Raw genomic sequence first — 18,062 nt, 5'->3', positions numbered from 1 at the left:
GAACCCCATGATCGTCGTCCTCAGTGGACGCGCAGCGGTCCCCGGGGGGCGCGGCGCAGCCGGTGCAGGTGGGCGGCGACCGCGGGCCGGCTCGGCGACCCCGGCGGCAGCCACTCCAGGCAGCTCTGCCAGACGGCGACGTCGTCGTGCGCCTCGGGCAGCCGGCTGTACCGCAGCACCAGCTCCGGGCGGCGGCTGGCCAGCACCGCCTGGCGCAGGCGGGCGGTCAGCCGCTCCCGGGTGGCGACGACCCCGGGCGCCGTCGAGCGCGGCAGCACCGGACCGGCGTAGCGCTCCAGGGCGGCCCCGACCGCACCGCTGCCCAGCAGCCGGCGCACCTGGCCGGCATCGGTCTCCAGCGGGGCCAGCAGCCGGTAGGGGCGGGAGCCGACGAGGTCGGTGCCGACCAGCCGGCGCAACCGGGACAGCTCCGCGCGGACGGTCACCGCGGCGGCGTCCCCGGCGTGGCACTCGGCGGCCAGCTGCTCGGCGGTGCGGCCGCCCCCGGTGGCGCCGGCCTCGGCGAGGAGCAGCAGCAGCTCCGAGTGGCGCAGCGAGAGCTCGACGGGACCGCCGGGCAGCCGCAGTCGCGCCCGCTCCCGGCCCAGGACGTCCAGCCGCGGGGCCGGCGGCGCGGGCCGGCGGGCGGCGCCGGCGTCGCGGTGCAGCCAGCGCAGCTCCGCCTCCACCGCGGCGACCGTCGCGCGGACCAGCGTGAGCACCTGCGGGCTGGCCACGTGGTCGCCGCCGGTCACGTCGATCGCGCCGAGCAGGACGCCGGTGACCGGGTGGTGCACCGGCGCGGCCGAGCAGCTCCAGTTCTGCACCGGCCGCCGGTAGTGCTCGCTGCCGTAGATCTGGACGGCGTGGTCGAGGGCCAGCGCGGTGCCCGGCGCGTTGGTGCCCGCCACCTCCTCCGACCAGCGGGCACCCTCGACGAAGTTCATCCCCTCGGCGCGGGAGCGCAGCCTGCGGTCGCCCTCGACCCAGAGCATCCGCCCCGCGGCGTCGGTGACCGCGACGATCATCTGGTCGGCCTCGGCGTCCTCGACCAGCAGCCGGCGGATCACCGGGAGGACCGGGGCCAGGGGGTGCGCGGCGCGGTAGGCCACCAGGTCGTCGTCGAGGAGGTCGACGGGGGGCGCGCTGCCGTCCGGGTCGACGCCGCTGCCCAGGCAGCGCCGCCAGGAGTCCCAGACGACGCTCCGCACGGCGTCGCGCACCGGGGGGCCGCCGCGGGTGACCAGCGCCTCGTGGGCGGCGCGCAGCCGGCGGGCGAGAGCGGGGTCGGGCCGGCCCTCGGGCAGGGCGAGCCACGGGTTGACCGTGGTCACGACGTCGTCCGCGGGCTCGGGCTCATCTCGCGCCCATCGTGGCCCCTGGCCCGCGTTTCCACCAGGGAACCCCGGGGCCGGCCGGCGTCGGGTGGAGCGGCCGGGAGCAGCGCCCGCGCGTCACGGGCCCGCAGCGCGCCCCACCACAGCCCGGTGCCGTAGGCGAGGTCCTCCAGCCGGCGGGCGGCGGCGAAGCGCAGCGGGCCGACCTGCCGGCGGTGCGGCCACCAGGCGAGGACGGCGTCGGCGAGGGCGGCCCCGGCGATCCGGGAGCGGCCCCGCCGGGACGCGGCCGCGGCGAGCAGCGCCAGCGGCCAGTGGTGCCGGGTGGCGCTGCGGGCGAGGGTGCGGCCGGCCGCGGCGCTGCCGCGCAGCACGAGAACCGCGGCGAGCCCGATCGGTGGGCGCTCCCCGGGGCGGGCCAGCCGCCGCGCCAGCCGCCCGGTCGCGGCGGCCAGCACACCGGCGGCGGCGACCGCGGCGCCGCGGCGTCCGGTCAGCACCAGCCCCCAGGCCAGCGCGGACCACGGCGAGACCACCACGGGCGCGACCGCGGCGCCGTGCCGGTCGGCCAGGAGCGCGGCGCCGGTGCCGTAGAAGGCGCGTCGGCGCAGCCACTCGGCGGTCCGCGCGGGGTGCTCGTGGGCGACCGTGGCCGCCGGCTCGTACCGCACCCGCCAGCCGGCCGCGGCCAGCCGCCAGACCAGGTCGACGTCCTCGGCCACCCGCATCGACTCGTCGAAGCCGTCGCCCAGCGCGCAGCGGCGGGCCAGGAGCGCGGCGCTGGGCACGTACGACACCGCCGTCCCGGCCGCGACCGGCGCGGGGTGCGACCCCATGTCCAGCGCGCTGACCGCCGCCTCGTACGGGGCCACCCAGCCGGCGGCCGGGGAGGGCAGGGCGGTGATCCGGGGGGCGACGAGGGCCAGCCGCGGGTCGGTCGCGTGGCCGACCAGGCCCCGCGCCCAGCCCGGCAGCGGCACGCAGTCGGAGTCGAGGAAGGCGACCAGGTCGGTGGTCGCCGCCCGCAGCCCGGCGTTGCGCGCGGCGGCCGGCCCGCGCGGGGTGGGGTGCCGGAGCACCGTGGCGCCGTGCCGGGCGGCGGTGGCCGTCACCGCGGCGGGGTCGGCCGAGCCGTCGTCCACGACGAGCACCGGGACGGCGGCGGTGTCGGGGGCGGCGCGCAGCGCGGCCAGCAGCCGGTCCAGCTCCACCGGGCGGTCCTTGACCGGGACGACGACGGTGAGGTCGACCGGCACCGGCCCGGCGAGGTCCGGGTGGGCCAGGCCCGCGTCGAGCAGGCGCGCGGCCAGCGCGGCGGTGGCGGCGTCCCGGACGACGAGCCGGTCGCCGCGCAGCAGGTCACGGGCCCGCGACCGCAGCCGGAGCAGCCGCAGCGGGGAGCCGCCGAGCAGCGCCGTCCCGCCGTCCCGCCGCCGGGTGCGCGGGTCCAGCCGGACGGCGAACCCGTCGGGCAGCCGCTCCGCCGGCGCCAGGGGGACCGGCGCTCCCCCACCCACCCCGGCGGTCATCCCTCGCCCAGCACCTCGGCGGTCGTCGTCACCTCCACCAGCGGCGCGTAGCAGCCGAGGATCTCGAGGGTGTCCTCGTGCGCCTGGTCGCTGGCGCCGGCGCAGGCGTCGGCGACCACCCGCACCCGCACGCCGGCGTCGGCCGCGGGCAGCACGGTGGACAGGACGCAGCAGTCGGTGGCGACGCCGGCGACGGTCAGCGGCCCGTCCCCGACGAGGTCGGCGAGCTCGGGGACCCACTTGCCGAACGTCGGTGCCTCGATGACCCGGCGCTCGCCCGGGTCCTCGGACAGCTGGAGCAGCGGGATCGCGTGCTCCGCGCGGAAGTAGTCGTACTTCGCGTAGTAGTCGGCCCACGCCCCGGCCGGTTCCTCGGGCACGACGAAGCGGGTGAAGACCGCCCGGTCGCCGAAGGCCTCGGCCAGCGACCGGATGCGCGGGCGGATCTCGTCGAAGCGGGGCGTCGTCCACGGCGACGTGGGGTCGCGGAAGACCTCCTGGTAGTCGACGACGACGAGCCAGCCGGACGGGGACCCCATGCTCCGGACCATAACCCGGCCCCCGGACCCCGGCCGGGGCTACCCGAGCAGCCGGCCGGTGGCGTCGACGTCCCACGTCCGGACGGCGTCGGCCAGCCGGGCCGCCATCGCCGCCAGGAGCTGCGCGCCCTCCTCCGCGGAGGCACCGGCCGGGTCGCCGAGCACGCCGGTGGGACTGACCGCCCGCACGCCCTCGGCCCGCAGCCGGGGCAGCAGCTGCGCGATCGGCGTCGTCTCCCCCGCCACCGCGCGGTCGGCGCGCACCCGCGCTGGTTCCACGTGCAACACCAGCGAGGTCTCGGTGCGGCCGGCGTGCGCGTCGGCGCCGGGGACGCCGCACGGGAACCAGGCGACGTCGCGCCCCTCCGAGCGCAGCCGCGGGACCGCCGTCCGCAGGGCGCCGAGGTTGCCGCCGTGGCCGTTGACGACGACCAGCCGCCCCACCCACCGGCCGGCCGAGCGGCCGTACTCGACGAGCAGCCCGGTCAGCGCCTCGGTGCCGATGGAGATGGTGCCCGGGAAGTCCTCGTGCTCGCCGCTGGCGCCGTAGGCCAGCGCCGGGGCCAGCAGCACGCCGTCCAGGGCGTCGACCGCGGACTCCGCGACCGCGCAGGCCACGGTGGTGTCGGTGGCCAGCGGCAGGTGGTGGCCGTGCTGCTCGACCGCGCCGAGGGGGACGAGGAGGAGTGGGCGTTCCGGCAGGTCGGGCCAGGCTGCCCCGGCGAGGGAACTCACCGGGGCAGCCTAGTGAAAGGACCCCCTGCCCCCCGCCCCTCGCAAGCTCGCGGCGGGACCCTGCAGGGGCCTTTGAGGCTCGCCGCGAGCGTGCTACCGGGTGCTCCTGCAGGTCCTGCTACTCCGTGGTCTTGAAGACCCGAGCGGCCACGGCGACCAGGCCCAGGGTGATCACCGCGACGGTGAGCAGCTGCACCGCCACCGGCACGTGCCAGCCGAACCAGGTCAGCACCGGCACCAGCCGCGCCTGCTCGGTCTCCGACAGCGACAGGTGCTCGAGCACGAAGTACCGCATCGGCTGAACCACGTAGGTCAGCGGGTTGAGCCGGGTGAGCACCGCCAGCCAGTCGGGCAGGCCCGAGATCGGGAACAGCGCCCCCGACAGGAACATCATCGGCATGATCAGCAACTGGCTGACCGGCATCGCGGTCTGGATGGTCTTGATCCGGGTGGAGAGCAGCACGCCCAGCGCGGTCAGCAGCAGCGAGCCGAGGAACAGGCAGGCGATCAGCTCGAGGATCAGCGACGGCGCGTAGGGGATGCCGACGGTGCCCATCAGCGCCAGCAGGACCAGGCTCTGCACGGTGGCGACGACGGCGCCGCCGAGGCACTTGCCCCAGATGATCGAGCCGCGGGAGATCGGCGCGACCATCATCTCGCGCAGGAAGCCGAACTCCCGGTCCCACACCAGGCTGATGCCGGCGAACGCCGCGGTGAACAGCACCGACGTCGCCAGGACGCCGGGGAAGAGGAACGTGCGGAAGTCCGTGCTGCCGCCGGTGTCGACGATGCTGGCCAGCCCGGTGCCCATCACGAAGATGAACAGCAGCGGCTGCAGCAGCATGGTGAGGATGCGGGCCTTGTCCTGCTTGAGCCGCAGCAGCTCGCGGCGCATGACCACCCAGGTGGCGCGCAGCTCGTGCGCGGCGTCGCTGCGGACCTCGGTCAGGGGCGCGGGGGACAGGTCGGGGGCGGTCTCGCGGATGGTCATGCTCATCGCCTCCCGGCGAACGGGAACGCCGGGTGCCCGGGCCCCTCGGAGTCACGGATGGTGCGGCCGGTGTAGGTCAGGAAGACGTCGTCGAGGCTGGGCCGGGTGACGGTGACCGAGCGGATGCCGACGCCGAGCTCGGTGAACAGCCGCGGGACCACCTGCGCCCCCTCGGCCACGGCCAGGGTGACCTGCCCCTCGTGGACGCCGGCCTCGATGCCCAGCCGCTCCCGGACGCGGGCGATCGCCAGCTCGTCGTCGTCGGTGCGCAGCGCGATCCGGTCGGTGCCGACGCTGGACTTCAGCGCCTCGGGGGTGTCCTCCACGACGATCTCGCCGTGGTCCATGATCGCGATCCGGTCGCAGTGCTCGGCCTCGTCCATGTAGTGCGTGGTGACGAAGACGGTGATGCTGCTGTTCTCGCGGAGCCACCGCAGGTGGTCCCAGATCGCGGCGCGGGTCTGCGGGTCCAGCCCGATCGTCGGCTCGTCGAGGAAGAGCACCTGCGGGGCGTGGACCAGGCCGCGGGCGATCTCCAGCCGGCGCTTCATGCCGCCGGAGAAGCGCGCGACGGTGTCCGAGCGGCGGTCGGCCAGCGCCACCATCTCCAGCACCTCGGCGATCCGGCGGTCGGCCTCGGGGCGGGTCAGCCCGTACAGCTCGGCGTGGAAGCGCAGGTTCTGCTCCGCGGTGAGCTGCAGGTCCAGGGTCTGCTGCTGGAAGACCAGCCCGATGCGGCGGCGCACCTGGTCGCGCTCGCGGACGACGTCGAACCCGGCCACCCGCGCGGAGCCGGACGTCGGGTTGCGGATGGTGCAGAGCATCTCGATGGTCGTCGACTTCCCCGCCCCGTTGGGCCCGAGGAAGCCGTAGGTCTGCCCGGCCTCGACCCGCAGGTCGATGCCCTTGACCGCCTCGACCACCGTGTCGCCGGTCTTGTAGGTCTTCGTCAACCCGGCCACCTCGATGGCCGGCACTCTAACGGCGTTAGACACGGCGGACACCGTCCTCTAACAGCGTTAGGCTGTCAAGCGTGAATCCTGACGCGGCGACCGAGCGGGCCCCCGGGAGTGCCGAGGCGGGGACCGAGCGGGCGCCGGTGACCCGCGAGGCGGTGGTCGACGCGGCGCTGGCCCTGCTGGCCGAGGGCGGGCTGGAGGCGGTCTCCTTCCGGCGGATCGCCGCCCGGCTGGGGGTGTCCGGCCCGACGCTGTACTGGCACGTCGACAACAAGCGCCAGCTCATGGACCTCATGGCCGAGGAGCTGGTCCGGCGCAGCGGCCGGGCTTACGCGGGGCCGGCGGAGGGCCAGCCGTGGTGGGAGTGGCTGCGCGAGGACGCCCGCCGCGTGTTCGCGGCGCTCACCTCGACCCGGGACGCGCCCCGGGTGCTCGCCGGCAACCGGCCCAGCCCGGACAGCCTCCCCGGGATCGAGCGGGTGCTCGGCGCGCTGGTGGACGCCGGGATGACGCCCGGCCAGGCCCAGCAGACGCTGTTCGCCATCGGCGCGTACGTGATCGGCAGCGCCATCGAGTGGCAGGCGGAGGCCGAGCGCGGGCGCAGCCAGCCGCTGCCGGACGCGGACGACGAGGACCTCAACGCGCTGCGGGCGGACCTGCTGAGTGACCAGCCCGTGCTGCTGGCCGCCATCTCCGAGCTGCTCGACCGCCCGCACTCGGCCGCGTTCGAGTTCGGCCTGGACCTGATGCTCGACGGGCTGCGGTCCCGCTACGCCCGCTGAGCGGAGGAGATCCGTCCGCGTCACCCGCACGGATCTCCTCCGCTCAGATCGACGCGCCGACCCGGTCGCCGTCCAGGGTCGCCGCCGACGCCCGCCGCGGGGCCAGGCAGTCGCCGGCCCGGTGCACCTCCAGCCCGCTGCCGCGCAGCGCCCGCCACAGCTCGTCGTCGGCCCGGGCGTGCGTCGCGACCACCACCCAGTCGACCGCGCGCTCCCGCACCGCGCCGGTCGGGTGGTGCAGCAGCCGCACCGCCCGCCCCTCGACGGCCTGCACCAGCAGGTCGGTGCTCTGCCGGATGCCCAGCTCCGCGGCCCGCCGCTGCCACCGCGGCCGGTCGAGGGTGAGCCCGAGGTCCTGCCCGACCACCATCGCCGCGGTCACGACCTCGACCGCGCAGCCCCGGCCGGCGAGCAGTTCGGCGACCGACGGCCCCGCGGCGGCGCCCAGGTCGTCGACGACGAGGACGTGGCCGGTCGGCGACGCCGCGCCGGTCAGCACGTCGCGGACGTCGACCACCCGGGCGCTGTCCCCCGCCCACGCGGGCCGGGCCGGCCGCGCCCCGGTGGCGAGGACGACGACGTCGGGAGCGTGCGCGCGGACGCCGTCGGCGGTGGCCCGCGTCCCGGTCCGGACGTCGACCCCGGCCCGGGCGCACTCGGCGGCCAGGTCGTCGACGAGCGGTCGCAGCCCGTCGCGGCCGGGGGCGGACGCCGCGACGCGGACCGCTCCGCCGGTCGCCGGTGCCTGCTCCAGCAGGGTGACCGCGTGCCCGCGCTGCGCGGCGGTGGCGGCCGCCCGCAGCCCGGCCGGACCCCCGCCGACGACGAGCACCCGGCGCCGGCGGACCGGGACCGGCAGCGGCGCCTCCCGGCCGGCCCGGGGGTTGGTCACGCAGCCCAGGGGCCGGTTGGTGCCGACCCGACCGACGCACTCCTGGTTGCAGCCCAGGCACCGGCGGATCTCCGCCGCCCGCCCGGTGCACGCCCTGCCGGCCCACCCGGGGTCGGCGATCTGCCCGCGGGCGACCCCGACCAGGTCGCAGTCGCCGTCGGCGAGGGCCTGCTCGGCCTGCGCGGGGGTGAGGAACCGGCCGACTCCGATCATCGGGACGTCGGACACCGCCCGCACGGCCGCCCGGATCGCCGCGGAGACGTACCGCGCGTAGCCCGGCTCGGTGGTCATCGGCGGGACGACCTGCTCGAGGGTCGCCGTCGCGACGCCCACGGTGGTGCTCACGGCGTCGACCAGCCCCGCGGCGGCGACCAGGCGCGCGGTGGCCGCGGCGTCGGCGAGCGTCGTCCCGCCGTCCACGCCCTCCCCGCCGGCCAGCCGGACGCCCACGGCCCGGCCCGGCCCGACCGCCTCCCGCACGGCGGTCAGCACCTCGACGAGGAAGCGGGCGCGGTTCTCCAGGGGGCCGCCGTAGCCGTCGGTGCGCCGGTTGGTCGCCGGGGACAGGAACTGGCGGACCAGCGAGGACTGCGACGCCTGCACCTCCACGCCGTCGAAGCCGGCGGCGGCGCAGCGGGCCGCGACGTCGGCGTAGCCGCTGACCAGCCGGGCGAGGTCGGCGGCCGACGCCTCCCGCGGCACTTCCCGGAACAGCGGGTCGGGCACCGGCGAGGGCGCGAGGACCGGCGCCCGGGTGTGCGTGGCGTCCGACTGACCGCCGTTGTGGTTGAGCTGGGCGAACACCGGGACGCCGTGCGCGTGGACGGCGTCGGTGACCAGCCGCCAGCCGGGCGCGACCGCGTCGTCGTACCCCCGGACCAGCTTCTCGTAGGGCCGGTCGGCCGGGTCGACCGTGGACTCCTCGGTGATGACCAGCCCGGCACCGCCGGCGGCACGGGCCGCGTAGTAGGCCGCGTGCCGGGCGGTGGGGAGCCCGTCGACGGCGAAGTTCGTCAGGTGGGCCGGGAAGACGACCCGGTTGGGCAGGGTGACCGGGCCGACCCGCAAGGGCGAGGCCAGCCGTTCGTACCGCACCGCCCACCTCCTCCGCCGGGGCGACCCTAGAGACTGCGCCCATGGCAGCCCGACGCTGCCCCTGCGGAACGGGGCTCCCCTACGACGAGTGCTGCGGGCGGCTGCACGCCGGCGCCGCGACGGCGGCCACCGCCGAGCAGCTCATGCGCTCGCGGTACAGCGCCTTCGCCGTCGGCGACCCCGCCTACCTGCTCGCGACCTGGCACCCGACGACCCGGCCGCGGTCGCTGGAGCCCGACCCGGCGGTCCGCTGGACCGGGCTCGACGTGCTCGCCACCACCGGCGGCGGGGTGTTCGCCGACGAGGGCACCGTGGAGTTCCGGGCCTGGTACCGGCACGCCGGCGAGACCGGCAGCCAGCACGAGGTCAGCCGGTTCGTCCGGGACGGCGGCGCCTGGCGCTACCTCGACGCCCTCTGACTCATCGGACGGTGAAGCCGGCGTCGACCGGCAGCGTCACGCCGGTGACGTACCGGGCGTCGTCGCTGACCAGCCAGACGATCGCGTTGCTGACGTCGACCGGCTCGATGGCGTCGACCGGGAGCAGGTTGCTCAGCCCCGCGGCCTGCGCCGGCGTCGGCCGCTCCGAGAGCCACCGCTGCATGAACTCGTTGATGATCATGGGGGTCTTCACGCCGGTCGGGTGCACCGAGTTCACCCGGATCCCGTGCGGGCCGAGCGTGTTCGCGAAGACGCGCATCAGGCCGACGACGCCGTGCTTGGCGGCGGCATAGCCCTGCGCGCCGCCGGCGTCGCCGCCGATCCCCTTGAGGCCGGCCGTCGAGCTGGTCAGCACGATGGCGCCGCCCTGCCCCTGCTCCACGAGGACCGGGGCGGTGGCCCGGAGGGTGTTCCAGACCCCGGTGAGGTTCACGTCGATCACGTCCTGCCAGGCGCGGGCGGCCTCGTCCTCGTCGCCCATGGGCGCGATCCCGGCGTTGGCCAGCACGATGTCCAGCCGGCCGAGCTCGGCGACCCCGGCGCGGACGGCGTCCTCCATGGCCGCGAGGCTGCGGACGTCGGCCTGGCGGGCCACGATGCGGCGGTCGAGGGCCTCCACCTCGGCGACCGTCCGGTCGAGGTCCTCCGGCGTGGCCATGGGGTAGGGCACGGTGTCGATCTGCCGGCACAGGTCGACGGCGATGACGTCGGCGCCCTCCTGGGCCAGCCGGACGGCGTGCGAGCGGCCCTGCCCCCGCGCCGCTCCGGTGATGAACGCGACCTTGCCGTCGAGCTTGCCCATGCCCGCCCCCTCCGGCTCGGGATGGGGCCACAACCTAGGGGCCGCCGGGTGCCCGGGACAACGGTGGCGATGCTTTGCGGGCGACCGGGTTGGGCACTGCCCGGTCATGACCACCGACGACACCCGCAAGGTCGCGGGCCTGCTCAAGGGGGAGCGCTTCGGCTTCCTCACCACCACCGAGCCCGGCGGCAAGCTCACCAGCCGCCCGATGACCCTGCAGGAGGTGGAGTTCGACGGCGACCTGTGGTTCTTCGCCGAGCGGGGCACCGACTGGCTCGCCCACATCGCCGCCTCGCCGCAGGTGAACGTCGGCGTCGGCTCCGGCGGTACGTGGGTGTCGCTGACCGGGCACGCGTCGGTCGTCGACGACGTCGCCACGAAGAAGGAGCTGTGGAACAGCGGGGTCGAGGCGTGGCTGCCGCAGGGTCCCGAGGACCCCTCGACCGTGCTGGTGCGGGTCGACGCCGACTCGGCCGAGTACTGGGACACCCCGGGCGGCCGGCTCGCCACCGCGTTCAGCTTCGTCAAGGCCAAGGCGACCGGGCAGCGCATCGACGCCGGCGAGAGCGACAAGGTCGACCTGCAGTAGCCCGTCGGCTGCCCGCCCACAGGCGACTCCCAGGCGGCGCGGGGCCGGTCCCCAGGGCGCGGCGGGACGGTGGAGCACCGTCCCGCTGGAGGTCCCCGTGTTCGCCGTCGCCGTCCTGGTCGTGTTCCTCGCCGCGCTCACGCTGGCCGACCTGCTACCCGACCTCCTGCCGGGGGAGGGCCTCAGGCCGGCCGGCTGAGCGTCGGCCGGGCGCGGCCGCTACCGGACGGTGAAGCCCGCGTCGACGGGCAGCGTCACGCCGGTCACGTAGCGGCCCTCGTCGCTGACCAGCCAGGCGATGGCGTTGCTGACGTCCACGGCCTCGATGAGCTCGACGGGCATGAGGTTGGCCAGCATCCCGGCGGACTCCTCGTTCGCGGCGAGCCACGACTGCAGCACCTCGTTCTCCACCATCGGGGTGGCCGCCCCGGTCGGGTGCACGCTGTTGACCCGGATCCGGTGCGGCGCCAGCCAGTGGGCGAAGCTGCGCATCAGGCCGACGACGCCGTGCTTGGCGGCCGCGTACGCGGTGACCGCGCCGCTGCCGTCCCCGCCGCGCCCGGTGAGCCCCTGGGTGGAGCTGGTCAGCACGATCGAGCCGCCCTCGCCCTGCTCGATCATCCGGGGCGCGGCCACGTGCACGGTGTTCCAGACGCCGGTCAGGTTGACCCCGATGACGTCGTCCCACGTGCGGGAGGGGTCGCTCTCGGGGCTGCCCGCGGCGGAGATGCCGGCGTTGGCCAGCACGATGTCGACCCGGCCGAGCTCGGCGACGCCGTCCTCGACCACCGACCGGAGCGCCGCCACGTCCCGGACGTCGGCCTGGCGGGCGACGATGCGCCGGTCCAGGGCCTCCACCGCCCGCACCGTCTCCGCCAGGTCGTCGGGGGTGGCCATGGGGTAGGCGATCGTGTCCAGCTGCGCACACAGGTCGACGGCGATGACGTCGGCGCCCTCCTGGGCCAGCCGGACGGCGTGCGAGCGGCCCTGCCCCCGCGCCGCTCCGGTGATGAACGCGACCTTGCCGTCGAGCTTGCCCATGTCCGCTCCCTCGTGGTCCGCAGCGTGGCGACGTGGGCCACAACCTAGGCAGAGCTCAGGGCCGCCGACACCGGCCCAGCCACGCCAGCGCCGCGCGCCGGCCCTCGAGAACGGCCTCGAGCACGGTGCGCGGCGCGACGGCGTCCCCGGCGACGAGGCCCTCGTCCGCGAGGCCGCCGTGCCCGGCGTGCCCGGCGGGAACGTCGCCGGGGCCGGCCTCGACGAGGACCGCGCACGGGATGCGGCTCTCCGCGCCGGTCCACCGGTCGGCGAGCACCGCCTCCCCGTCGGGCACGCCGCGGAGCACCACCCCGGTGCGCCGGTGGACGCCGGCCCGCAGCAGCCGGGTGTTGGCCGGGGCGAGGTCCTCGGCCAGCCGCACGCCGACCACCTCGTCGGGCGTCACCACAGTGACCTCCCGCCCGGCGCCGGCGAGCAGCTCGGCCACGCCCGCGCCCACCGGACCGCCAGCGGGGTCGTGCACCACGACCGGACCGGGGGGCAGGTCGGCACCGGCGAGGACGTCCGCGGCGGTCACCGCGCCGGGGCCCGTGGCCGCCGCCCGGGCACCCGTGGCGACGACGTCGGCCGCCGCCGCCTCCACGCCCAGCTCCACGCGCACGCCCAGCCGCTCGACCTCGCCGGCGAGCCAGGCGGCGAGGTCGGCGAAGCGCTGCCGGCCGGGCAGCGCCGCCACCAGCGGCAGCGCGCCGCCGAGCCGGTGGCCGCGCTCGACCAGCCGCACCGCGGCCCCTGCCGCGGCCAGCACCCGCGCCGCCTCCAGTCCCGCCGGCCCCCCGCCGGCCACGACGGCCCGGCCTGGAGGGGAATGGCCGTTTCTGCCCTCGGGGTCGGGGTCCTCCGTCTCGTGGCCGCTGCGGGGGTCGACCACGCAGCTGACCAGCGGGTTGCGGACGTCGCGCACCCGGCAGGCCTGGTTGCACAGGGTGCAGGGGCGGACCGGGGTGCCCGCGCGGGCCTTGGCGACCAGGGCGGCATCGGCGATCTGCGCGCGGGTCATCTCGACGGCGTCGGCGGTGCCGTCGGCGAGCGCGGCCTCGGCGTCCTCGACGTCGACGACCGAGCCCTGCAGCACGACCGGCGTCCCGCCGGCGGCCGCCCGCAGCCCGCGGGTGAGCCCGGCGTTGAACCCGGGCCGCACGTGTCCGTCGGGGCGGTAGGACGACAGCGCCAATCCGCTGCCCCGGACGACGACGAGCAGGTCGACCAGCGGCGCGAGGTCGGCGACGTGCCCGGCGGCGGTCTCCGGCGTGATGCCCGCCCAGGGGGCCTCCTCGTCGCAGGACAGCCGCAGTGCGAGCACCCGGCCGGCCCCCAGCTCGCTGCGGACGGCGGCCAGCACCTCGCGCAGCAGTCGCAGCCGGTCGGTGCCGTGGGCGTCGGCGCGGGTGTTGGTCAGCCCCGAGGCGAACTGGCGCAGCAGCGACCGCGGCCCGGCGTCGACCTCCACGCCGTCGACGTCGGCTGCGACGGCGGTGCGGGCCGCCGCGGCGAAGCCGGCGACGAGGGCGGCGATCTCGTCGGACTCCATCTCCGCCGGGACCTCGCGGCCGACGACGTCGGGCACCGGCGACGGCGCCCACAGCGCCGTCCCCGAGTACGCGGAGGTGCCCTGCCCGCCGGTGTGCCCGAGCCCGGCCAGCACGAGCGCGCCCGACGGCCGGCAGGCGGCGACGACGGCGGCCCACCCGGGACCGCACCCGGCGGCCAGCGGCGCGCGCTCGTAGGGCCAGTCGCTGTCGTGCACCGACGCGGTCTCGGTGACGACGATCCCGCAGCCGCCCTCGGCTCGGCGGGCGTAGTAGGCGACGTGCCGCTCCGACAGCGCCCGTCCGCGACCGAGGTTGGTCACGTGCGGGCCGAACAGCACCCGCGAGGGCGCCGTCCGGCCCGCCAGGACCAGCGGCTCGAGGAGCCTCAGCGCAGGTCGAGCCCGGCCAGCGGCGACTCGTCGCAGATCTTCGCGGGGATCGACGGGATGCCCAGCAGCGTGGGCTGGCCGCGCACCGGGCCGGTGTGCGAGTGGTCGATGTGCGACCTCGGCATGACCGTGCCCGCGTCGCGGGACGCGAGCGCGCTCTCGCCGTAGCCCTGCACGCACTCGGGGTCGGGGCCGTCCAGCGGCAGACCGGTGAAGAACTTGGCCGCCATGCAGCCGCCCCGGCAGACGTCGAAGTGGGCGCACTTGGTGCACGCGCCGCCGGTCTGCGGGCTGCGCAGCTCGGCGAACAGGTCGCTCTGCTGCCACACGCGCTGGAAGCCGCCCTCGTCGCGGACGTTGCCGGCGAGGAAGTTCTCGTGGATGGCGAACGGGCAGGCGTAGACGTCGCCCACCGGGTCGATCAGGCAGACCACCCGGCCGGCGCCGCACAGGTTCAGCCCGGGCAGGGCCTGACCGTAGGCGCTCAGGTGGAAGAACGAGTCACCGGTCAGCACGTTGTCGCCGTTGGCCAGCAGCCACGAGTACAGCTCGCGCTGCTGCTCCTGGGTGGGGTGCAGCTGGTCCCAGACGTCGGCGCCGCGGCCCGACGGGCGCAGCCGGGTGATCCGCAGCTGGGCGCCGTAGCGGTCGGTGAGCGCCTTGAACTCGTCGAGCTGGGAGACGTTCTCCCGGGTGACGACGACGGAGACCTTGAAGTCCTTCATCCCGGCCTCGGCCAGGTTCTCCAGCGCGCGGACGGCGGTGGCGTACGAGCCGGTGCCGCGGACGCGGTCGTTGACCTCGGCGGTCGCACCGTCGAGGGAGATCTGGACGTCGACGTAGTCGGTGCGGGCGAGCTGCGCGGCCCGGGTCTTGTCCAGCTTGACGCCGTTGGTGGAGAACTTGACGCCGACGTCGTGGCCGATGGCGTAGTCGAGCAGGTGCCAGAAGTCCGGCCGCACGGTGGGCTCGCCGCCGCCGACGTTGACGTAGAACACCTGCATCCGCTGCAGCTCGTCGATGACCGCCTCGGCCTCGGCGGTGGTCAGCTCCCGAGGGTCCCGCCGTCCCGACGAGGACAGGCAGTGCGCGCACGCCAGGTTGCAGGCGTAGGTCAGCTCCCAGGTCAGGCAGATCGGCGCGTCCAGCCCGTACTCGAACTGGTCGATCAGCCGTCCGCCGGTCGGGCGTTCCGGGGCGGGCGTGCGGGGCGGCAGGACGGCGGTCATTCGGCGCTCTCCCGTACTTCGATCATCTGTGAACGTGCCAGGTCGGCCAGCGCCTTCACGTAGGCGGCGCGCTGGGCCTCGGGGACCCCGCACGCCACGAGCGTGGCCTCGGCGGTGGGGTGGTCGGCGAGCGTCTCCACGACGGTGACCAGCGTCTTCGACTTGAGGAAGGACAGCTTCCGGTTGCCGAAGTGGTAGACCAGCGCGCCGAACGGCTCGGGGCGCAGCGCCACCGAGCGGGCCCGCCGCCAGGGCAGCGACGGGTCGAAGTCAGGGGTGGACACGGGGAGACCGGGACCCGGCAGGAGTGCGGCGCCGGCGTCACCAGAGCGTGGCACCGGCGCCGCGACGGGGGCGTCGATCAGTACACCCCGCACATGCCGTCGATGGAGACCTCCTCGACGAGCGACTCCTCGACCAGCGTCTCCTCGGCGGCGGGCGCCTCGGCGACCTGGGTGTCGGTGGTCTCGGGCATGGGACCTCCCTGTGATCCGGGTTACGAAGTGGGGAGGACGTTAGTGACACCCAGTGCCACGGGCAACACCGGGGGTCGGGTGCTGCGCGCCTGACCCGGACGGGGCACGACCTGCCCCCTGTGCAGCGCCGACGGGGCCGGACGGCGGGTCGCGTGCCGCAAGATGTACCCGTGACCGCGGTGGTGGGGGACGTCCGGGCGGAGACCCGTGCCCGCATCGAGCAGGCCGCCCTCGACCTGTTCAGCCGGAAGGGCTTCGAGCAGGTCACCGCCGACGAGATCGCCGACGCGGCCGGGACCAGCCGGCGCACCTTCTTCCGCTGCTTCGCGACCAAGGCCGACGCCGTCTGGGGCGACTTCACCTCGCACGTCGAGCGGCTGGACGCGCTGCTCGCCGCCGCGGACCCGGGCCTGCCGGTGCTGTCCTCGATCTGCGCCGCCTACGTCGAGGTCAACGACTACTCCGCGGCTGACCTGCCGATGCTGCGCCAGCGGATGGCGCTGATCCTGCGCGAGCCGGCGCTGCAGGCGCACTCCCAGGTCCGCTACGCCGACGTGGACCGGGTGGTGGCCCTGCACGTGGCGCGGCGCACCGGGGACGGTCCCGACGCGCTCCTCCCGCGGTTGGTCGCGACCACCACCCGGGCAGCTGCGACGACGGCGTTCGAGGTGTGGCTCGCCGACGGCACGACGACGCTCGCCGACGACCTGCACGCCGCGTTCCACCAGCTCGCCGCCGGCTTCCCCACCCTGCGCACCACCTGAGAGGCCCCGTCCCGGGCGGGCCGTTCCACGTGGAACGGCCCCGGCCCCGGCGCACCGGAGCCGGAGCCGCCCGGCCCTGCACGGTGGCCCCCTTGCAGGGTCCCGCCCCGAGCCTGCGAAGGGCGGGGGCAAGGGGGTCCTTTCTCAGTCGTCCGGTTCGGCGTCCTTCGAAGCCTTCGCGGCGTTGATCGGGTCGACGTCGGCCGAGTCCTCGCCCACGCAGAACTGGGTCATCATGTCGTGGTCCTCGTGGGTGAGGTTGTGGCAGTGGACCATGTACCGCCCGTGGTCGGCCGGGTAGGTGAGCTCCTCCGGCCGGCTCTCGGGGTCGTGCGAGTTCGGGTCGTTCGCGGGGTGGAACCGCATGAGGACGTCGACCTTCTCGTTCTCCCCGGCGTAGACGACGTCCTTGGGGCCCCGCTCGTGCGCCGGGGGCGGCGCGCCGTTGCGGGCGACGACCTGGAAGTCCACGAGGTGGATGTGCAGCGGGTGGAACCAGCCACCGGACCTGTTCTCGATGGTCCACAGCTCGGTCGACCCGGGCTGCGGGGTGGCGAACTCGAGCGTGAAGCCGGAGTCCTCGATGTCCTTCCAGGTGACGCCGCCGACCTGCCACTCCCCGTTGCTCCGCTCGAGGCGCATCGTCCGCTTGACCGCGCCCTGCGTCTCGAGGCTCATCACGCCGCGGGCCGCGGTGGGGTCGAGCACGCTGGGGATGGCGTTGTCCGTCGTCGGCCCGGTGTCGTCGAGCACCTCGAACTGCATGACCTTGTCGGTGTTGTCGTAGTCCGTGGCGTTGGGCACGCCCAGGTTCTTCAGCTGGACCTTCGCGCCCTTCTCGTACTTCGCGAAGTCGATGACCACCTCGTACCGCTCCGCCATGCCGATGCGGAAGTCCGGCACCGTCTGCGGAGCCGGCATCAGACCGCCGTCGGTGCCGATGACGGTCAGCGGCGAGCCGTCGCTCAGCGCCAGCTTGAAGCCGCGGGAGACCGAGGCGTTGAGCAGCCGGAACCGGTACTTGCGGCGCTTGACCTGCATGTTCGGCCAGGGGACGCCGTTGACGAGGATGACGTCACCGAACGTCGACGAGTGGCTGTTGTCGTCGAAGAGCAGCGCGCCGGTGGAGGTGAACGCCTTGTCGCCGAGCACGAGCGGGACGTCGAACTCGCCCTTGGGCAGCGGGAGCGCCCGTTCGACCGGGTCGGTGCTGATGTACATCGCGGCCAGGCCCATGTAGGCGTTCTCCGCCGTGTGGTGCACGCCGTGGTCGTGGTACCAGAGCGTGCGGGCGCTCATCCGGTTCTCGTAGACGTAGTCCTTCCACTCCCCCGGCTGCGTCATGTCGCTGGCGTAGCCGTCGTACTGCGGCCGCGAAGGCGAGCCGTGCAGGTGGGTGGAGGTCCAGTCGCGGTACTTCAGCGCGGGGTGGGTCTCCGGAAGCTTGTTGGCCTGCCGGACGACGACGGTCTGGCCCTGCTGCACGCGGATCGTCGGCCCGGGCGTGCCGCCGGCGCCGCCGATGGTGTCGAAGTAGCCGAAGATCGGCGTCGTGAAGCCCGGGATGATCTCCGGGGTCAGCAGTCGCTGCTCCATCCGGTAGAACGCCGCACCCGGGTAGGCGGGGTTCGACCGCGACTGCGCGACCGGCGGGGTCCTGAACGGCAGCGAGTAGGGCTTGGGCAGCTTGCTGGCGGCCAACTGCGACACGGACTTGGCACTGAGCACGGGGATGAACGGCAGGGTCAGCGCGGTGGCGCCGAAGGCACCGACCTTCAGTGCGTCGCGGCGAGAGAGGTTGCTGGGCACGGTGTCTCCTTCCGATGTCCCCCGCGGGCGGTGAGCGGGAGGAGACTCCGCTGGTTGCATGCCGCAACGTCACCCGTGAGGTGGGGCTGGTCCACCGCCCTGTCCTGGGGG

The 18,062-nt window shown here is 75.4% G+C and carries 18 protein-coding genes; 4 read left to right on the top strand and 14 right to left on the bottom strand.

The window, feature by feature from the left end:
• Positions 1–20: 20 nt before the first annotated feature.
• From ACI789_RS16070 to ACI789_RS16045, 6 genes are all read right to left on the bottom strand, one after another.
• Complete coding sequence (locus ACI789_RS16070; protein ID WP_457010370.1) at positions 21–1,334, bottom strand: GAF domain-containing protein; 1,314 nt, start codon at positions 1,332–1,334, stop codon at positions 21–23.
• Positions 1,331–2,866, bottom strand: a complete 1,536-nt coding sequence (gene mftF, locus ACI789_RS16065; protein WP_457010369.1) for a mycofactocin biosynthesis glycosyltransferase MftF — start codon at positions 2,864–2,866, stop codon at positions 1,331–1,333. Before mftF ends, ACI789_RS16070 begins: the two co-directional genes overlap by 4 nt.
• On the bottom strand, positions 2,863–3,405 hold the full coding sequence (locus tag ACI789_RS16060; RefSeq protein ID WP_457010368.1) for a cysteine hydrolase family protein: 543 nt from the start codon (positions 3,403–3,405) through the stop codon (positions 2,863–2,865). The genes mftF and ACI789_RS16060 overlap by 4 nt, the downstream gene beginning before the upstream one ends.
• A 39-nt stretch (positions 3,406–3,444) precedes the next feature.
• Positions 3,445–4,140 carry a mycofactocin biosynthesis peptidyl-dipeptidase MftE gene (gene mftE, locus ACI789_RS16055; protein WP_457010367.1) on the bottom strand — a complete coding sequence of 232 codons (696 nt, stop codon included), beginning with the start codon at positions 4,138–4,140 and terminating at the stop codon, positions 3,445–3,447.
• 118 nt (positions 4,141–4,258) lie between these two features.
• Entirely contained in the window at positions 4,259–5,131 is an 873-nt protein-coding gene (locus tag ACI789_RS16050; RefSeq protein WP_457010366.1) for an ABC transporter permease, read from the bottom strand.
• Between the two features lie 2 nt (positions 5,132–5,133).
• Positions 5,134–6,108 (bottom strand): ATP-binding cassette domain-containing protein, encoded by a 975-nt coding sequence (locus ACI789_RS16045; protein WP_457010365.1) that lies wholly within the window; start codon positions 6,106–6,108, stop codon positions 5,134–5,136.
• A 56-nt stretch (positions 6,109–6,164) separates the two neighbouring features.
• Between ACI789_RS16045 and ACI789_RS16040 the strand changes: the two genes are divergently transcribed.
• Entirely contained in the window at positions 6,165–6,872 is a 708-nt protein-coding gene (locus tag ACI789_RS16040) for a TetR/AcrR family transcriptional regulator C-terminal domain-containing protein (protein WP_457010364.1), read from the top strand.
• A gap of 43 nt (positions 6,873–6,915) precedes the next feature.
• On the opposite strand, the gene ACI789_RS16035 is transcribed toward ACI789_RS16040, so the two are convergent.
• Entirely contained in the window at positions 6,916–8,859 is a 1,944-nt protein-coding gene (locus ACI789_RS16035) for a mycofactocin system FadH/OYE family oxidoreductase 2 (protein WP_457010363.1), read from the bottom strand.
• 41 nt (positions 8,860–8,900) lie between these two features.
• Here ACI789_RS16035 and ACI789_RS16030 point away from each other — a divergent pair, with 41 nt between their 5' ends.
• Positions 8,901–9,278 carry a YchJ family protein gene (locus ACI789_RS16030; protein ID WP_457010362.1) on the top strand — a complete coding sequence of 126 codons (378 nt, stop codon included), beginning with the start codon at positions 8,901–8,903 and terminating at the stop codon, positions 9,276–9,278.
• A 1-nt stretch (position 9,279) separates the two neighbouring features.
• Here the strand turns inward: ACI789_RS16030 and ACI789_RS16025 are convergent, their stop codons facing one another.
• Complete coding sequence (locus ACI789_RS16025) at positions 9,280–10,101, bottom strand: mycofactocin-coupled SDR family oxidoreductase (RefSeq protein ID WP_457010361.1); 822 nt, start codon at positions 10,099–10,101, stop codon at positions 9,280–9,282.
• 106 nt (positions 10,102–10,207) lie between these two features.
• On the opposite strand from ACI789_RS16025, the gene ACI789_RS16020 reads away from it, so the two are divergent.
• Positions 10,208–10,690: a pyridoxamine 5'-phosphate oxidase family protein gene (locus ACI789_RS16020; RefSeq protein WP_457010360.1), complete on the top strand. Its 483-nt coding sequence runs from the start codon at positions 10,208–10,210 to the stop codon at positions 10,688–10,690.
• A 219-nt stretch (positions 10,691–10,909) separates the two neighbouring features.
• On the opposite strand, the gene ACI789_RS16015 is transcribed toward ACI789_RS16020, so the two are convergent.
• The 5 genes from ACI789_RS16015 to mftA form a co-directional block, all read right to left on the bottom strand.
• Entirely contained in the window at positions 10,910–11,731 is an 822-nt protein-coding gene (locus ACI789_RS16015; RefSeq protein ID WP_457010359.1) for a mycofactocin-coupled SDR family oxidoreductase, read from the bottom strand.
• Between the two features lie 55 nt (positions 11,732–11,786).
• Complete coding sequence (locus tag ACI789_RS16010) at positions 11,787–13,655, bottom strand: mycofactocin system FadH/OYE family oxidoreductase 1 (protein ID WP_457010445.1); 1,869 nt, start codon at positions 13,653–13,655, stop codon at positions 11,787–11,789.
• 14 nt (positions 13,656–13,669) lie between these two features.
• Positions 13,670–14,902 (bottom strand): mycofactocin radical SAM maturase, encoded by a 1,233-nt coding sequence (mftC, locus tag ACI789_RS16005; RefSeq protein ID WP_457010358.1) that lies wholly within the window; start codon positions 14,900–14,902, stop codon positions 13,670–13,672.
• Entirely contained in the window at positions 14,899–15,186 is a 288-nt protein-coding gene (mftB, locus tag ACI789_RS16000; RefSeq protein WP_456916594.1) for a mycofactocin biosynthesis chaperone MftB, read from the bottom strand. Before mftB ends, mftC begins: the two co-directional genes overlap by 4 nt.
• Positions 15,187–15,263: 77 nt before the next feature.
• Entirely contained in the window at positions 15,264–15,377 is a 114-nt protein-coding gene (mftA, locus tag ACI789_RS15995) for a mycofactocin precursor MftA (protein WP_456916595.1), read from the bottom strand.
• 171 nt (positions 15,378–15,548) lie between these two features.
• Here mftA and mftR point away from each other — a divergent pair, with 171 nt between their 5' ends.
• Positions 15,549–16,142, top strand: a complete 594-nt coding sequence (gene mftR / locus ACI789_RS15990; protein WP_457010357.1) for a mycofactocin system transcriptional regulator — start codon at positions 15,549–15,551, stop codon at positions 16,140–16,142.
• Between the two features lie 144 nt (positions 16,143–16,286).
• Here mftR and ACI789_RS15985 read toward each other — a convergent pair whose 3' ends face one another.
• The gene (locus tag ACI789_RS15985; RefSeq protein WP_457010356.1) at positions 16,287–17,951 is read right to left on the bottom strand and encodes a multicopper oxidase family protein; all 1,665 of its coding nucleotides are present in this window, start codon (positions 17,949–17,951) and stop codon (positions 16,287–16,289) included.
• Between the last annotated feature and the right edge of the window lie 111 nt (positions 17,952–18,062).

The sequence above is a fragment of the Geodermatophilus sp. SYSU D00965 genome, from assembly GCF_054050075.1.
This window is presented reverse-complemented; position numbering and strand designations above follow the sequence as displayed.

Excerpts from the sequence above, each read along its gene's own strand:
- mftF (WP_457010369.1), bottom strand. The coding sequence starts at position 2,866 with ATGACCGCCGGGGTGGGTGGGGGAGCGCCGGTCCCCCTGGCGCCGGCG.
- ACI789_RS16060 (WP_457010368.1), bottom strand. The coding sequence starts at position 3,405 with ATGGGGTCCCCGTCCGGCTGGCTCGTCGTCGTCGACTACCAGGAGGTC.
- ACI789_RS16050 (WP_457010366.1), bottom strand. The coding sequence starts at position 5,131 with ATGACCATCCGCGAGACCGCCCCCGACCTGTCCCCCGCGCCCCTGACC.
- ACI789_RS16030 (WP_457010362.1), top strand. The coding sequence starts at position 8,901 with ATGGCAGCCCGACGCTGCCCCTGCGGAACGGGGCTCCCCTACGACGAG.
- ACI789_RS16025 (WP_457010361.1), bottom strand. The coding sequence starts at position 10,101 with ATGGGCAAGCTCGACGGCAAGGTCGCGTTCATCACCGGAGCGGCGCGG.
- ACI789_RS16020 (WP_457010360.1), top strand. The coding sequence starts at position 10,208 with ATGACCACCGACGACACCCGCAAGGTCGCGGGCCTGCTCAAGGGGGAG.
- ACI789_RS16015 (WP_457010359.1), bottom strand. The coding sequence starts at position 11,731 with ATGGGCAAGCTCGACGGCAAGGTCGCGTTCATCACCGGAGCGGCGCGG.
- mftC (WP_457010358.1), bottom strand. The coding sequence starts at position 14,902 with ATGACCGCCGTCCTGCCGCCCCGCACGCCCGCCCCGGAACGCCCGACC.
- mftA (WP_456916595.1), bottom strand. The coding sequence starts at position 15,377 with ATGCCCGAGACCACCGACACCCAGGTCGCCGAGGCGCCCGCCGCCGAG.